The 16,016-nt window shown below is 39.3% G+C and carries 13 protein-coding genes and 2 riboswitches; of the genes, 10 read left to right on the top strand and 3 right to left on the bottom strand.

All coding sequences use genetic code 11. The annotated features are described in order from the left end of the window. The first annotated feature begins 4 nt into the window (after positions 1–4). From FAY30_RS01720 to FAY30_RS01745, 6 genes are all read left to right on the top strand, one after another. Positions 5–1,249, top strand: coding sequence for an anaerobic sulfatase maturase (locus tag FAY30_RS01720; protein WP_149868269.1), 1,245 nt, complete (start codon positions 5–7; stop codon positions 1,247–1,249). A gap of 240 nt (positions 1,250–1,489) precedes the next feature. Beyond that, positions 1,490–1,861, top strand: a complete 372-nt coding sequence (locus FAY30_RS01725; protein ID WP_149868270.1) for a DUF956 family protein — start codon at positions 1,490–1,492, stop codon at positions 1,859–1,861. Between the two features lie 422 nt (positions 1,862–2,283). Further along, the gene (locus FAY30_RS01730; protein ID WP_149868271.1) at positions 2,284–3,258 is read left to right on the top strand and encodes a mannose/fructose/sorbose PTS transporter subunit IIA; all 975 of its coding nucleotides are present in this window, start codon (positions 2,284–2,286) and stop codon (positions 3,256–3,258) included. Positions 3,259–3,285: 27 nt separating this feature from the next. After that, complete coding sequence (locus FAY30_RS01735; RefSeq protein ID WP_149868272.1) at positions 3,286–4,092, top strand: PTS mannose/fructose/sorbose transporter subunit IIC; 807 nt, start codon at positions 3,286–3,288, stop codon at positions 4,090–4,092. Between the two features lie 19 nt (positions 4,093–4,111). Then, positions 4,112–5,023 (top strand): PTS system mannose/fructose/sorbose family transporter subunit IID, encoded by a 912-nt coding sequence (locus tag FAY30_RS01740; protein WP_149868273.1) that lies wholly within the window; start codon positions 4,112–4,114, stop codon positions 5,021–5,023. 77 nt (positions 5,024–5,100) lie between these two features. Next, complete coding sequence (locus FAY30_RS01745) at positions 5,101–6,117, top strand: oxidoreductase (RefSeq protein WP_149868274.1); 1,017 nt, start codon at positions 5,101–5,103, stop codon at positions 6,115–6,117. A gap of 55 nt (positions 6,118–6,172) precedes the next feature. Here FAY30_RS01745 and FAY30_RS01750 read toward each other — a convergent pair whose 3' ends face one another. Together FAY30_RS01750 and FAY30_RS01755 are read right to left on the bottom strand one after the other, a co-directional pair. After that, a complete protein-coding gene (locus tag FAY30_RS01750) occupies positions 6,173–7,567 on the bottom strand; it encodes a M24 family metallopeptidase (protein WP_149868275.1) in 1,395 nt (464 codons plus the stop codon). Positions 7,568–7,588: 21 nt separating this feature from the next. Continuing rightward, positions 7,589–8,350 carry a DeoR/GlpR family DNA-binding transcription regulator gene (locus FAY30_RS01755; protein WP_149868276.1) on the bottom strand — a complete coding sequence of 254 codons (762 nt, stop codon included), beginning with the start codon at positions 8,348–8,350 and terminating at the stop codon, positions 7,589–7,591. A 306-nt stretch (positions 8,351–8,656) separates the two neighbouring features. Here FAY30_RS01755 and FAY30_RS01760 point away from each other — a divergent pair, with 306 nt between their 5' ends. The 4 genes from FAY30_RS01760 (at position 8,657) to FAY30_RS01775 (ending at position 14,270) form a co-directional block, all read left to right on the top strand. Next, complete coding sequence (locus tag FAY30_RS01760) at positions 8,657–9,601, top strand: c-type cytochrome (protein WP_190284786.1); 945 nt, start codon at positions 8,657–8,659, stop codon at positions 9,599–9,601. A gap of 100 nt (positions 9,602–9,701) precedes the next feature. Continuing rightward, a complete protein-coding gene (locus FAY30_RS01765) occupies positions 9,702–10,403 on the top strand; it encodes a response regulator transcription factor (protein WP_149868278.1) in 702 nt (233 codons plus the stop codon). Between the two features lie 104 nt (positions 10,404–10,507). Beyond that, positions 10,508–10,617: riboswitch (SAM riboswitch) on the top strand. A 94-nt stretch (positions 10,618–10,711) separates the two neighbouring features. Continuing rightward, positions 10,712–10,906, top strand: a riboswitch (cobalamin riboswitch). Between the two features lie 154 nt (positions 10,907–11,060). After that, positions 11,061–13,352: a 5-methyltetrahydropteroyltriglutamate--homocysteine S-methyltransferase gene (gene metE, locus FAY30_RS01770; RefSeq protein WP_149868279.1), complete on the top strand. Its 2,292-nt coding sequence runs from the start codon at positions 11,061–11,063 to the stop codon at positions 13,350–13,352. A 132-nt stretch (positions 13,353–13,484) separates the two neighbouring features. Continuing rightward, positions 13,485–14,270, top strand: coding sequence for an SDR family oxidoreductase (locus FAY30_RS01775; RefSeq protein ID WP_149868280.1), 786 nt, complete (start codon positions 13,485–13,487; stop codon positions 14,268–14,270). Positions 14,271–14,438: 168 nt separating this feature from the next. Here FAY30_RS01775 and FAY30_RS01780 read toward each other — a convergent pair whose 3' ends face one another. After that, positions 14,439–15,896 (bottom strand): alpha-amylase, encoded by a 1,458-nt coding sequence (locus FAY30_RS01780; RefSeq protein ID WP_149868281.1) that lies wholly within the window; start codon positions 15,894–15,896, stop codon positions 14,439–14,441. Positions 15,897–16,016: the final 120 nt, after the last annotated feature.

Genomic DNA, 16,016 nt, shown 5'->3' on the forward strand with positions numbered 1-16,016 from the left:
AGCTATGAGTACTGGCTGCCTGACAACAGCGAACCGCAATATTAGTGTGATGTGGAAGACGGTTTCAGAAGATTGTAATTTAGCATGCGAGTATTGTTATTACAGTACTTGCGGTGGAAAGCCTGGGAAGAAAATTAATCGCATTGACTCTATTGTTTTGGAAAAATTCATCAAAGAATACATGGAGCGCTCGAAAGGGGCTGCCACCTTTGCCTGGCAGGGAGGCGAACCGCTTTTAGCCGGCCTTGATTTTTTCGAGGAAGTCGTGATGCTTCAGGCAAAATATGCACCAAAAAACACGATGATCAGCAACTCGCTGCAGACGAATGGTACCCTTATTACTGATAAATGGGCAAGTTTTTTTAAGAAATATAACTTCTTAATCGGGGTAAGCCTTGATGGGCCGAGAGAGGTTCATGATGCTAAAAGGGTGGACTCCCGCGGGCAAGGCAGTTTTGACAGGGTAATGCGGGGAATTGATTCTCTTCGCAAGCATCAAGTTGATTTCAACATTCTTACAGTTGTTCATAAGGGGAATGTGACCAAAGCCACTGAGATGTTGCGCTTTTATGAGGATGAGGGGTTTCACTTTGTCCAGTTTATCCCTTGTATGGACTTTCGCTCGCAGGAAATTAACAAGCCTGGTGTGTATGACATCACACCGAAGGAATACGGAGATTTTCTCTGTGAGGCGTTTGACTATTGGTACAATAATGGAGAGACACGGTCATCCATCCGCTTTTTCGATGAAATGCTGAATGTATATGTGAACCGGGAGCCAGGATTATGTATCCATCGCGCGGCCTGTCCGCAGACGATTATATTAGAACAAAATGGCGATGCTTTTCCCTGTGATTTTTTCATTCATCCAGATTGGAAGATTGGTAATGTTGGTATACATTCGATTGATGAGATTTTGGCGCACCCTTTATACGATAAATTTTTGAGTATGAAGCCGAATCTGCCTGAACCTTGTAAAACCTGCGAATGGAAGAAGCTTTGCCATGGCGGCTGCCCGCGGAACAGGAAGTGGGGCCCTGACCTTGCAACATCAGAGGTTGATTATTTCTGCTCCAGCTACAAACAAATATACAGCTACGCCGACGAACGCATGAAACAGCTGGGCGACGGTGTTAGAGCCACATTGTATGAACAGAATCTTACACGCTTTTACAACGGAAAGACACCAAGTCGCAACGCTCCATGCCCATGTGGCAGCGGAAAAAAATTAAAACAATGCTGTGGATGAAGCAAGCTTTCTCGTTGCTTCTCTTTTTTTTTCGCGGATCGATTACTTCAAATACAGTATACTGCTTTCTACTCAGAATTATTATTATCTTATGTCTATTCTTGGTCGATATTGTCGGATCCTTAATCGGTCTGTTATAATTTTGAGGATACTGCTCGAACTTGTCCCGCGTATTTTTTGCTTGAAGTGAAAAAAGGCGTATAATAATTTTTATTATAAGAAAGAAATGGAGTACATCAAATGGTCCAATCAATCAATACAAAAGTCGATTTAGTTATTGATGCAACCTCACATATGGGAATTTCAGACTATGGCAAAATAATGATTGGAGACAAAGGATTTGAATTCTTCAATAATCGTGATGCTCGTAAGTTTATTCAAATTCCATGGGTAGAAGTTGAGTACGTGATCGCTTCCGTCATGTTCAAAGGGAAATGGATCCCACGGTATACTATCCAAACTAAGCGGAATGGGAAGTATACATTTTCTTCAAAAGAGCAGAAAAAAGTTTTGCGAACCATTCGTGAATACGTTGATCCGAATCAGATGGTCCAGTCATTAAGTTTCTTTGATGTTATCAAACGAGGCTTGAAGAGTAAATTTAAAAAGTAAATAGTTTTACAATACAAGACATGGTTGAGCTTGTATTTTTTTATAGAGAAAAATCAAAAAGTTGTTAACGGACAAATAAATTTTTCTCCTCTTGTAAGAGGAATAATTAGTGTGATATAATTCTTGTGGAAGCTCATTGAAGTGATGCAGCAAATATTGAAAAGAATGTATTTGATGCAGATGCTATTTATTTAACACTCTATTTACAGCGTTTACAAAATAAATTTAAATCGCTATTATTTTTTACGTGTTACTGATTCGATCAGGCATGAGTGAAAAGTAGTGATTGATATGAAGAATTAAGGGGTATTCTATACCTAAATCTTCATTCAATCTACTTTTTGCTCATGCCTTTTTTGTTGTTTTGTAGAAACTGTAACCGCTTTAGATGAGCTGAAAAAATAATAATAGGAGGTATAAAGATGGTAGGAATTATCATTGCAAGTCACGGTGAATTTTCCAATGGTATCTTGCAATCCGGAGAGATGATCTTTGGAAAACAAGAAAATGTAAAAGCTGTTACATTAATGCCGAGCGAAGGACCTGATGATGTAAAGGCAAAAATAAAAGAAGCAATCGCTTCTTTCGACAACCAAGACGAAGTATTATTCTTAGTCGATCTTTGGGGTGGAACTCCTTTCAATCAAGCCAACAGCTTGTTTGAAGAACACAATGACAAATGGGCAATCGTTGCTGGCATGAACTTACCAATGCTGATTGAAGCATTTGCATCGCGCTTCTCAATGAACACAGCGCATGAAATTGCCGCCCATATTTTGGGTACAGCTAAAGAAGGAGTTAAAGTAAAACCTGAACAATTAGAACCAGCAGAAGCATCTTCTGCTACAGCAGCTGCCGGACCATCAAATGCAGGAGCTCCTGGTAAATTTGAATATGTGTTAGCACGCATTGACTCACGACTTCTTCATGGACAAGTAGCAACTGCTTGGACAAAAACGACACAGCCTACACGTATCATCGTAGTATCTGATGCAGTAGCTAAGGATGACCTTCGTAAGAAATTGATCCAACAGGCTGCTCCTCCGGGTGTAAAGGCACACGTTGTTCCTGTTAATAAAATGATTGATCTTGCAAAAGATGATCAACATTTCGGCGGGCAGCGCGCGTTACTTCTTTTCGAAAACCCGCAAGATGCGCTTAGAGCAGTAGAAGGCGGCGTTCCATTGAAGACCATCAACGTTGGTTCTATGGCACACTCACCTGGTAAAGTTCAACCGAATAAGGTATTGGCCTTTAGCCAAGATGATATTAATACTTTCAATAAGTTAAAAGAAGCTGGTTTGAATTTCGATGTACGTAAAGTGCCGAACGATTCAAAAGGCGACATGAATGAAATTATCAAGAAGGCTCAAGAAGAGTTAAACAAACAAAAATAATCCAGAGAAAACGGAGGATTAATAATCATGGATTTGAATGTGATTCAAATAATATTAGTCTGTATCGTAGCATTTTTAGCTGGTATGGAAGGAATTTTGGATGAATTCCAATTCCACCAGCCACTCGTTGCTTGTACGTTAATTGGCTTAGTTACAGGAAACTTAGTACCGTGTCTAATTTTAGGTGGTACTCTTCAACTGATCGCTTTAGGTTGGGCTAACATCGGAGCTGCCGTAGCACCGGATGCTGCGTTAGCCTCAGTTGCATCTGCTATTATTTTAGTTTTAAGTGGACAAGGTAAAGCTGGTGTGGCTTCTGCAATTGCGATTGCTGTTCCGCTTGCAGTTGCTGGCCTTTTATTAACAATCATCGTTCGTACACTTGCAACAGCCATCGTACACTTTATGGATGCTGCAGCTCAAGAAGGAAACATCAGAAAAGTTGAATTTTGGCAAATCGTTGCTATCTGCATGCAGGGTTTGCGTATTGCCATCCCAGCGGCATTAATTGTAGCAATTGGTGCAGGTCCGGTTAGAGAATTACTCACATCTATGCCAATTTGGTTGACAGACGGTTTAGCAATTGGTGGGGGAATGGTCGTAGCCGTTGGTTATGCAATGGTTATTAACATGATGGCTACAAAAGAAGTATGGCCATTCTTCGCAATTGGTTTTGTATTAGCGACTGTTTCACAAATTACACTTATCGGTTTAGGAGCGATCGGTGTGGCTCTTGCACTTATCTACTTAGCGCTTTCTAAACAAGGCGGTTCAGGTAATGGCGGCAACGGTAAATTTGGTGATCCACTAGGCGATATTATTGATAATTACTAAGAAGGAGGAGGACACAAAAATGGCAAATGAATTGAGATTATCAAAAAAAGATCGTATTTCTGTTTGGTGGCGTTCCACTTTCATTCAAGGTTCTTGGAACTATGAACGTATGCAAAACGGTGGTTGGGCATATACGATGATCCCCGCAATCAAACGATTATATAAAACGAAAGAAGATCGTTCTGCTGCACTAAAACGTCATTTAGAATTCTTTAATACTCACCCATATGTAGCTTCACCTATTATTGGTGTAACTTTAGCGCTGGAAGAAGAACGTGCAAATGGTGCGCCGGTTGACGATGCGGCCATTCAAGGGGTTAAAGTCGGTATGATGGGTCCTTTAGCAGGTATCGGGGATCCGGTTTTCTGGTTCACGGTTAGACCAATACTTGGTGCTTTAGGCGCTTCTCTTGCTTTGACCGGTAACATTCTTGGGCCGATTATTTTCTTCGTTTTATGGAATCTTATTCGTATGGGATTCACGTGGTATACGCAAGAATTTGGTTACAAAGCTGGTTCTAAAATTACTGACGACTTATCTGGCGGAATCCTTCAAGATATTACGAAAGGTGCATCGATTCTGGGTATGTTCATCCTTGGTGCATTAGTTAACCGTTGGGTATCTGTGAAATTTGCGCCAGTTGTATCCGAAGTGAAACTTTCCGAAGGTGCGTATATTGACTGGAGTAATTTACCTGCTGGAGCGGAAGGGATTAAAACCGCATTACAACAGCAAGCTGCTGGTCTTTCATTAGAACCTGTTAAAGTAACTACTTTACAAGCCAACTTGGATAGCTTAATTCCTGGTTTAGCTGGATTGTTGATCACATTCCTTTGCATGTGGCTGCTTAAGAAGAAAGTTTCTCCAATCGTTATGATTCTTGGGTTGTTCGTAGTGGGTATCGTTTTCCACTTAATCCACTTAATGTAATAAATGAAAAAAGAGCAGCACCTCTGTAATAATAATCGGAGGTGCTTTTCATATAAATAGAACTTAGGGGGGCCATTATGCTTACTATTGGTTATATTGGAAATGGAAAAAGCACAAACAGGTATCATCTGCCGTTCGTCTTGCAAAGAGAGAATATAAAGGTAAAAACGATTTATCAAAGAAATCCTAAGCATGAAAGTTGGGAAAGGATTGCAGGAGTAAATTATACTTCTGATTTAGATGAACTATTAAATGACAAGGACATTCAACTTATTGTAATTTGTACAAGACTGGACAGTCATTATGAATACGCAAAATTAGTGTTAAACAAAAATAAAAACTGTTTGGTTGAAAAGCCTTTTATGGAAACCTCGGAACAGGCAAAAGAAATATTTGCACTGGCAAGAGAGAAAGGATTGATTGTTCAAACGTATCAAAACAGACGTTTTGATAGTGACTTTTTAACCGTTCAAAAGGTCATTGAAGAGGGGAAACTAGGGGACTTGCTCGAAGTGGAAATGCATTATGACTATTATCGTCCCGAAGTACCTGAGTCTGTTCATTCTTTTCATCCTGTTCGGTCATTTTTGTATGAACATGGCTGCCATACAATGGATCAGGTGATTAGCTATTTTGGCCAGCCGGATCAAATACATTATGATGTCAGACAATTATTAGGCCAAGGAAGAATGAATGATTATTTCGATTTAGATTTATATTATGGCAAGATAAAAGTATCTGTTAAATCCAGTTATTTTAGAATAAAAGAAAGACCAAGCTTCGTCGTTTATGGAAAAAAGGGATGCTTTGTGAAAGAAACGAAAGATCGTCAGGAGGAACATTTAAAGTTATTTTATATGCCTGATAACAAAGACTTTGGGATAGATACAATAAAACATTATGGTGTACTTACATATATTGATGAAGATGGGACATTCCACGAAGAAACAGTGAAGTCCGTAAATGGTGATTATGGAAGAGTATATGATGATTTATATGAAGCCATTATCAATGGGAAAGATAAAACCATTACAGACGAACAGACACTGCTGCAAATGGAAATATTAGAAACTGGAGTGAAAAAATTAAAGTAAAATGAAACAAAGGTCTTTCATCCTGAATGGATGAAGACCTTTTTTAGTCTATTGCTTATTTACAGGTTAATGCCTTATCTTTCGTTAGTAAATATGGTCTATAATAACCAACGGTGTTTGATAGGGGAAGTACTTCTTCAGATAGATTGATATTTAGCTGTTCTTGAATGTAATTTCTTCTTTTTTGAATTCTCGCCCATAATTGTGGGTATTCGTTCTTAAGTTTATTTCTTAATTCTTCATTTGCAAGAGCAATGGTATCTTCTGCACTAACACCGGCATAGCCTTCAATGGAAGGGATAATGTCAATTTGAAAAATCATTCCGCTTTTAATTTCTTCAATTGAATCCGGGTAAATCGGTGAAGACATCCATTCTTCATCGGAAACAAGATGACCGGGATTTAAATGCCAATTGTACGTTTCTTTCGGATAGATCCCTTCTATTAACTCGTAAAAGGTTCCACCAGACATCCCTATTTTAATGTTCTCTAACCAATATACAACAGTCTGATAATAAGGAATGGCGACTTTATCTAAATAATCCTTTTGAGTAGAAGGGAGTTGTTCCCTATTTTCAACAATAAACCCAGTTCTACTGGTCAGCCCTCCCTTATAGCCCGTGGTTAATGATAGAGGATCGCCTAATTGGGTCCGTTTATTAGTAGGATAAACGTTTGCATATTCAAAACGCTTGCCAGTAGCCGCAATGGTAACCACAGTATTTGTTTGCCCATCGGCATTCAGAATGCTGCCTAAAAAGGATTCTTTCACATCTATATCAATCGCATTCAAAGCTTTTAGCATACAAGATGAAGCAAGGTTTGACCCATATTCATAATGAGCAAGTTCATTAGCGTTATTTGTTGTCCTAGCCCCCATGTCTGCCCCTATCAATAAGTAAGCTGCATTGACAATCTTTGCATGATCATGCTTTGCCTTTCTAAATGCCTCAACAATAAAATAAGGAATATCAAATAACGTATCATTATCTTGTGTTTTTGTTGTGAACATTTTCCAGCCAACAAGACCAATCTTTTTACTCGTTGAGAAATTAATTTGATCTAATATCATTTCTAAGGGCTGATCATCGTTCATCGGTTGATTAGGCAAAGAAAAAAGTGAAAAAGGATAGACAGTACCCGCTAAACGAGCATGTTTTGCCATTTTTAGATTTTCATTCCCCAAAATATAGGAACATTCTCCATTGTTTTTCATTACAAAAAGAGCTTCTTCAAATCTTGGAATAAAACCCGTCAAATATTCAAAATTACTTCCATGTTCTTTATCTGCGTATATGACCAAAGCATCATACTCTTCTTTTTCCATCAATTGAAGAAGTTTTTCTTTTCTTTCGTTGATCGTTTCATCAGTTAAGTAAACTGGAGCAACATGTTCATAAATCTCAGGCTGCTCTATTTCCTTTAATAGTACTTGTTTCTGAATGTTCATAAACGAATTCTCCTCTTCTTTTCATTCTTCAGTAACGACTAGATCTACATTATTTTGAGCTAAACACTCCACAAACTTTAGGTCAGGCATCTTATCAGTTACCAATATATCAATTTCATCAAGAGAACATATTTTGAAATACCCACTTGTATTAATTTTTGTATGATCGGCTAAAGCGATGATCTTGTTCCCTTTCTGAACCATTGCCCGTTTAACCAGCCCTTCCTCCTCTGTATGAATAAACAAGCCCATTTCAGAAATGGCAAAAACCCCTAACAATGTATAGTCAACATTATATTGTCTAATTTTATCCACTGTATCTGCCCCATATAAAAACAACTGTTCACTATTAAGTTTGCCAGGAAGAACGGAAACACTTGTCCTTTCATTCTTAGAAAGAAGAATGGCATGAGTAAGAGAGTTGGTAATCCCTTTCAAACACTTCCCGTTTAATTTAGGAATAACAGCTTCCACCGTTGTAGACGAATCAAAAATAACGGATGAATGATCATTGACTAATTCAGCAGTCTTCTCTGCAATTTTTTCCTTAATCGTGTTTTCCTGATTTGCTCGTTCTGAGTAATTTAAAATAAGAGCCTCTTTACTAGCTAACGCTGCTCCCCCATGGATTCTTCTTATTAGATTCTTTTTTTCCAGTTTAATTAAGTCTCTTCTTATCGTATCTTTTGAAACTTCTAACGATTCAGCAAGATTTTCTATTGTCACACTCTTATTTTCTTCAATGATTTTCCGTACTTTTTCAAGTCTTTCTTCAATTAGCATAAAACATCTCCTTGTGTATAGATTAATCTACTTTGCAATAAAATGCAATCATTTGCAATGTTTCTTTATATTTACAAAGTATACCGCAAAATATTGCAATGTGATGTATGTTTAGTGTAGATTTTGTTACCAAATTCTTTTACTTTTGTACATTTGGTGAACTCTCCTCTCATATACACCATGTTCACGAAACCCTCAATTTTACTTAACCGAATCTTAACAATGGTTTTAGATAATGAGCTTGTAAAAACGATTCGGAAAATCTTCTTTTATGAGAAGTCCCCTGATATGGAGAGGAGCTTAAACATGAATAAATTATTTGTTTCATCCGTTGCAGCAATTGTTGCCACGATCGCGCTTGGGTTTACTGTATTTTACTTATTTGTACTAGATTCAAAGGGGCAGCCGGCGGTAAGTTCTGCAGCATCCGCACCATCATCAACGACTGGAGAACAAACAGAAGCCAAACCAGAACATCCTTATTTACCTCCAAGTATGGACGATATTCCAGAAGGGGAAGAAGGGGAATTAATCAAATTAGGGTTAAAAGAACATAATGAAACAAGCACGGTTTTGGATGGGTATGTTGGAAACAAACTGAGTTGTGCCAGCTGTCATGCGGATGGTGGTGTAGGTTCTTCCCTTGACCTGGCAGGTATTTCAAAAACCTATCCACAATACAATCCACGTGCAGGAAAAGAGGTTACGATTGAAGAACGTATTAATGGCTGTTTTAAAAGAAGTATGAATGGAAAACCGCTTCCGTTAGACAGCAAGGAAATGAAAGCAATGGTAGCTTATTATAATTATATTTCAACCAATGTTCCTGATGGGACGAAAGAAAGACCGTGGGCAAAAATGCCAAAAGCTGAGGGTGAACTAACTAAGATAAATGTGGATGCCGGAAAAGAACTTTACAATAAAGCTTGCATTGCCTGCCATGGAGAAGGCGGAGACGGCGGTGCCACAGGACTTCCGCTTTGGGGAGACCAATCCTACAATATTGGAGCGGGTATGGCTCGTGTAAGAACGGCAGGAGGCTTTATCAAAAAATATATGCCTAAATCACCGATGGGTGGATATGAAGCAGGTTCCTTCACCGATGAAGAGGCGATGAATATCGCAGCATATATTAACTCCATGGCTAGACCTGATTTTCCTGATAAAATGAATGACTGGCCGAAAGGCGATGCACCGGATGATGCAGCCTATGAAACACTTGCTGGGAAAAAGGTTACGGAAAATAAATAATAGACAATGACCCGTTAACAGCGGGTCGTTTTAATATATATAACACCACCTTTTGTGAAACTCTTTTTATCAATATAATAGAGGCAAGGGGTTGAAGAAGTTGGAAGATAAAAAATTGAGAGGTAAAACCATTTTAATTATAGATAGTAATAGTGAAAACAGACCTGTGTTAAGATTTCATCTAACAAGGCAAGGGTTCGAAATATTAGAGGCTGCTGATGGACAAACCGCTCGTGAAATGTACTTAAAACACGATCCTTGTTTTGTGCTTCTAGAAACAGCTCTTCCTGATATGGATGGACTTGAGGTATGCTTCTGGATGCGTTACGAACTAGACAGTAACGTACCAATCATCATTGTATCCTCTAATAATTCGGAACAGGATCGTATCGAAGGGCTGAAACGAGGAGCCGATGACTATATCGGTAAACCATATAATTTAGAAGAATTATCGGTTAGAATTGAAACGGTCTTACGACGAACCGCCAATCGATGCAGTAAACTAAGCTATAAAGGGTTAACGATTAAACCATTAAAAGGAATTGTAAAATTTCAAGATGAAGTACTTGATTTAACTCATTTCGAGTACAGATTGCTCTATCTATTTATGACCCATCCAGATCAACTTCTTTCAAGGGAGCAAATCATCAATACCATTTATAAAAAGAATGAAAAGGTAATCAACGAACGAACAGTAGATGTCCATATCAAAAATCTAAGAGAAAAAATTGCAAAGTATACAGATTATTCTTTTATCGTAACGTTAAGAGGGATTGGGTATAAGTTTACAACAGAGGGTTGAGAGAGAATAATTAAGTGGACTTTGCAATAATTTAATAATCTTTGACAACCTCTGTCCAAAATGCTATCATTGCAATTAAATTCAAAACATTAAAAATTTTAATACTCTTATGAAGAGAGGCGGAGGGACTGGCCCTATGAAGCCCAGCAACCATTTAACAACTTGTTAAAAAGGTGCTAATTCCAGCAAGGCGTATTGCTTTGGCAAATGAGAGGGATGAAAAAGGATCCGCCAGCCTCTCTATGTTTACTAGAGAGGCTGTTTTTGTTTATAAGAGAAAATGCAGATCCAAATCGGTTTTTAAAAACTTCATAACAAAAGCTTCAGGTGCTGTGTAGATGATCTGCACGGCTTAAAAGGGAAGACCGGTGAAATGCCGGCACGGTCCCGCCACTGTAAATGGGGAGCAACTTATCGAATAGCCACTGTTTCATAGGGAAATGGGAAGGGATAAGGAGCGATGAACCTTAGTCAGGAAACCTGCCTGTTGTATGCGCTAGTACTCTACGAGGAGATAGAGGAGGTGAGAACGTGTTGAGTAAACGAAAAGGTTCGGACTCAAGTTAATTAAACGTATCAATCTCTCTTTTCCATTTTTGAAAAGGGAGATTTTTTTATGTTTGACACACTAAGATGTAAAAGGAGAGGTAACCCATTATGGTAAAAGTGATAAGCTCGAATCTAGGATACCCAAGAATTGGGGAAAAACGTGAATGGAAACAAGCCTTGGAACAGTTTTGGGCAGGTAAGTTAGAAAAAGAGGCATTCTTAAAGAAAATAGAAGTGATTCGCCTGGAGCATCTTAAGAAGCAAAAGGAGCACGGAATTGATTTAATCCCTGTCGGGGACTTTAGCTTGTATGATCATGTCCTGGATACGGCTGTTATGTTCGGTTTAGTACCGAAACGATTTAACTACAGCGGCGGGAAGGTGCCGCTTGAAACCTATTTTGCTATGGCGCGAGGAACGAAAGAGGCAGTTGCTTCTGAAATGACAAAATGGTTTAACACAAACTACCACTATATCGTTCCAGAGCTTGAAGAAACAGCTCCTGCTCTTGTTGAAAACCGCCCGCTTCAATTTTTTCAAGAGGCGAAGCAAAAACTTGGTATACATGGTAAACCAGTTATTTTAGGACCGATTACATTTGTAAAGCTATCAAAAGGTTATACCGAAAGTGCGTTCAAAGCAGTTGTTGAACAATTTATCCCTCTTTATGCGGAAATATTACGCGAACTAGAGGCGGAGGGGGCAGAATGGGTTCAAATAGATGAACCGATTTTAGCTGCTAGTATTTCAAAAGAAGAGATTGCTATATTTAGCGAAGTCTATCAGGCATTACAGGATGCAGCACCAAACCTTAAGGTGATATTGCAAACATATTTTGAAAGTATCGAGCATTATGAAGAGGTCATTTCACTTCCTGTTCAGGGAATTGGACTTGATTTTGTCCATGATAACGGTCAGAATCTTGCTGCTTTGAAGAAGTATGGCTTTCCTAAGAATAAAGTACTTGCAGCTGGAGTCATTGACGGACGAAATATTTGGCGGGCGGATCTCGAAGGGACATTTTCACTTCTGACCGAGATTGAAGCGGTTGTTTTAAAAACAAGACTAATTGTTCAGCCATCATCAAGCCTATTGCATGTTCCTGTGACAGTAAAAAATGAAGAATTGCTCGATGAGATATTAAGAAATGCACTGGCATTTGCGGATGAAAAATTAGTTGAAATTAGCGCTCTTACAAATGGCTTGAATAATGGAAAGCAAGTGATAAAAAAAGAGATCGATGAAAGCACAAAAGCAATTCAAGGATTAAATCAGTCGTCAATTCGAAATAATACTCAAGTTCGAGAAGCCATTCGCAGTTTACAGAAGGATCAAGCAGAGCGGAAAGCGCCATTTACAGTACGCAGAGGGCTTCAAGAAAAGGCGTTTCAATTACCACTTCTGCCGACGACAACTATTGGCAGCTTCCCGCAAACGAAAGAAGTAAGAAAACAGCGTTTAAAATGGCGGAAAGGCGAATTAACTGACAGTGAGTATGGAGCCTATATTAAGGCAGAAATAAAAAAGTGGATTGAAATCCAAGAAAATCTTGGTCTGGATGTGTTCGTACATGGGGAATTTGAACGGACAGATATGGTTGAATACTTTGGCGAAAAATTAGCCGGATTTCAATTTACAAAATACGGCTGGGTTCAGTCATATGGTTCCAGATGTGTGAAGCCCCCGCTCATTTATGGGGATGTCGCCTTTAAGGAGCCAATGACAGTTGCAGAAACTGTATATGCCCAATCGTTAACAAACAAACCGGTAAAAGGAATGCTGACAGGTCCGATTACGATTTTAAATTGGTCATTTGTCCGTAATGATATTTCACGCTACGAGGTGGCAAACCAAATTGCACTTGCCCTTCGTAAAGAGGTGGAAGCGCTAGAGGAAAATGGCATCCGCATGATACAAGTGGATGAGCCTGCCATTCGGGAAGGCCTGCCGTTAAAACGTGAAAAATGGGCAGGTTATCTAGATGCTGCCGTTTATTCGTTTAAGTTGGCGACATCCTCTGTTCAAAATGAGACGCAAATTCATACCCATATGTGTTATTCGGACTTTAAGAATATTATTCATGCAATTAAAGCACTCGATGCGGATGTTATTTCTATTGAAACATCAAAAAGCCATGGTGAATTAATTCATGCCTTTGAAGAAAATACGTATGATATGGGAATCGGTCTTGGCGTATATGACATCCATAGCCCGCGAGTACCATTGCTTGAAGAATTGATCAGAAACATTCATCGTGCGCTTCAAGTCCTTGATCCCAAGCTGTTCTGGATTAATCCCGATTGTGGCTTAAAAACTAGGGGTATGGAGGAAACTGTTGCGGCACTTCAGGTGATGGTGATAGCTGCAGAACAAACGAGAGAAGAGCTGCTCGTCAAATAGGGAGCAAAGTAAGTCTGATAAAGGATGAATGATAAAGAATAGTATCTCCTTAGCATTTCGATAAAATCTTTATGTTTTAAAATCTCTATGTTGGATATAGTACTATCATCATAATAAAGGGGGTTTTTTAACGTGGGGAATGTACTTCAAAATCAGATTGCTTTTGTTACAGGGGCTGGCTCAGGGATTGGAAGGGCTGCTGCGCTAAAGCTTGCTCAAAATGGCGGAAAGATTGCTTTAGTAGATTTGCATAAAGAAAACGTGGAAGAGGTGAAAAATCAAATCGAAGAAATAGGGAGTGAAGCACTTGTCTTAGAAGCCAACGTTTCTCAACCGAAGGAAGTAGAGGACTGTTACAAAAGCACCATCGACAAGTGGGGAAGACTAGATGTTGTCTTTGCTAACGCCGGGATTAATGGGGAAGTTGCGCCGATAGAAGACTTGGAGCCGAAGGATTGGGACCTAACCATCTCCAATAACTTAACGAGTACCTTTTTGACGGTTAAATATGCAATCCCGCATTTGAAGACAAATGGGGGGAGTATCATTATTACAAGTTCAATAAACGGGAACAGGATCTATAAAAATATTGGAATGTCTGCCTATAGTACATCGAAAATTGGCCAGATGGGATTTGGGAAAATGGCCGCTCTAGAGCTTGCCAACTACGGTATTAGAGTCAACATGATCTGTCCAGGTGCAATTGAAACAAATATCAATGAAAACACATGGAAAGAAAATAAAAATCTAAAAAAAGTAGAAATTCCTATTGAATACCCAGAAGGAAACCAACCATTGGAACACAAACCCGGAAAAGCCGACCAAGTCGCCGACCTAGTACTCTTCCTTGCTTCCAGCCAATCCAACCACATAACCGGAAGCGAAATCTACATTGACGGGGCGGAATCCCTATTATAAATAAACAATTGAATTAAACAATACAACAATACTATAAATGGTGCCTGACACCACAAAAAGACACTACAGCCAAAATGTCCACCTCCAGTGGACATTTTGGTGTGTGATGGCTAAATTGCTGAGCTAGCCGATTCATATCTGGTCGAAACATATTATTTATTTTATTCTTTAGGATGGATGGTAAGCCCAAACGGATACACTGCCGCCGTTAACGGGGAAAGTGGCATATCCATCTTCTTCGATTGTAATTTGGTCATCCCTTGAGTTGGTTAGGTCTACCCATGTTTCTCCAGCCTTCCGTTCACCTACGTACATTCGTTTCACACCGTCTTCTCCGTTGGAAATGACGACTGCACAGCCTGAGTGCTGAAGTTCTTTAACACCCAACCGAACCCATCCAATGGTATTTGGATGGTCGAAGTAATCATGCTGTTCACCGTATGCTTTCTCATATCTGGCAAAGAGGAGGCGATCTAGGATTTCCTTTTTTCCTTCTGCCGGCTCAGGGCCTCCTATTCCGTAGTAATCCCCATAAAAAAGGCATGGATTTCCATCCCTTCTAAGGAGAATCAGGGCATATGCACTTGGCTTAAACCAGTCTTGAACCCACGATTCAAGGGACTCTTGAGGCTGAGTATCGTGATTATCAACGAAGGTAACAGCATTATTTGGGTGGGCGTTTACAAGGGTACCCTCGAAAATGCTGGTTAAATCAAACTTACTGCCATCATGGGAGGCTTGATGCAGTTTATAATGCAAGGGGACATCAAACAAATCGATCTGATAATCGACATAATCAAGGTATTTCTGGCAGGCAGGAAGATGGGGCTTCCAAACTTCTCCAACAAAATAAAAATCATCACCTCGGTGTTTACGCAGCTTCTCTACAAACTCACTGATGAAATAGTGATTAATATGCTTAATTGCATCAAGGCGGTATCCATCGCAATTAAGGGTATCGCTAAGCCATTTTCCCCATTCGATCATTTCTTTTTTTACTTCAGGATGTTCATAGTCAATATCGGCAAGCATGAGATAGTCATAATTTCCGTTTTCATCATCCACATGTTTACTCCAATCCTTGTCATCTCCAAGGATTTTAAAGATTCCCGATTTTCCCGTCTTTTCATCATAATCCGTTCCGGTAAAATGCTCCTGCCTCCATTCAAAAGAAGAATACTTTCCCTCACGCCCTGGAAATGTAAACTTTGTCCAAGCTTTTATTTCAAAGGGTTCAGCTATTTCTTCTGTCCTGTCCTCCTGATTCACTTCAATAACGTTAATTAATTCCGTCTCGTCAGCCCCTCCTTTATGGTTCATTACTACATCTACATAGACTTTCATGCCGGCATTTTGACACGCAGCTATTGCCTCTATTAGTTCTTGTTTAGTTCCGTACTTTGTCCGGCTAGCTCCTTTTTGATGAAATTCACCCAGATCATATACATCATATGTGGCATAGCCATTATCCTCAGGCGAGATTGCTTTTGTGACTGGTGGTATCCAGACGGAGGTAATTCCTTTTTCTTTTAATTCTGGTGCCATCTTCTTCAGCTGTCCCCAATGGCTTCCATCCGGCTCCAGATGCCATTCGAAAAATTGCATGATCGTGGTATTTCTATCCATGTTTATCCTCCCAGTATATCAATCTAAAGGTATATGAATATTTACCCGTTTTTACATCAAAGGAATCCTGTGAAAAACAAATAGACAAAGGTATGATTTTCTCAGAATCGTCGTTTTAGG

It is taken from the genome of Bacillus sp. S3 (assembly GCF_005154805.1).
Lineage (GTDB): Bacteria > Bacillota > Bacilli > Bacillales > Cytobacillaceae > Neobacillus.

What these genes read in the sequence shown, in the direction of transcription:
- FAY30_RS01720 (WP_149868269.1), top strand. Translation starts at nt 5, where the DNA reads ATGAGTACTGGCTGCCTGACAACAGCGAACCGCAATATTAGTGTGATG.
- FAY30_RS01725 (WP_149868270.1), top strand. Translation starts at nt 1,490, where the DNA reads ATGGTCCAATCAATCAATACAAAAGTCGATTTAGTTATTGATGCAACC.
- FAY30_RS01730 (WP_149868271.1), top strand. Translation starts at nt 2,284, where the DNA reads ATGGTAGGAATTATCATTGCAAGTCACGGTGAATTTTCCAATGGTATC.
- FAY30_RS01735 (WP_149868272.1), top strand. Translation starts at nt 3,286, where the DNA reads ATGGATTTGAATGTGATTCAAATAATATTAGTCTGTATCGTAGCATTT.
- FAY30_RS01740 (WP_149868273.1), top strand. Translation starts at nt 4,112, where the DNA reads ATGGCAAATGAATTGAGATTATCAAAAAAAGATCGTATTTCTGTTTGG.
- FAY30_RS01745 (WP_149868274.1), top strand. Translation starts at nt 5,101, where the DNA reads ATGCTTACTATTGGTTATATTGGAAATGGAAAAAGCACAAACAGGTAT.
- FAY30_RS01750 (WP_149868275.1), bottom strand. Translation starts at nt 7,567, where the DNA reads ATGAACATTCAGAAACAAGTACTATTAAAGGAAATAGAGCAGCCTGAG.
- FAY30_RS01755 (WP_149868276.1), bottom strand. Translation starts at nt 8,350, where the DNA reads ATGCTAATTGAAGAAAGACTTGAAAAAGTACGGAAAATCATTGAAGAA.
- FAY30_RS01760 (WP_190284786.1), top strand. Translation starts at nt 8,657, where the DNA reads ATGAATAAATTATTTGTTTCATCCGTTGCAGCAATTGTTGCCACGATC.
- metE (WP_149868279.1), top strand. Translation starts at nt 11,061, where the DNA reads ATGGTAAAAGTGATAAGCTCGAATCTAGGATACCCAAGAATTGGGGAA.
- FAY30_RS01780 (WP_149868281.1), bottom strand. Translation starts at nt 15,896, where the DNA reads ATGGATAGAAATACCACGATCATGCAATTTTTCGAATGGCATCTGGAG.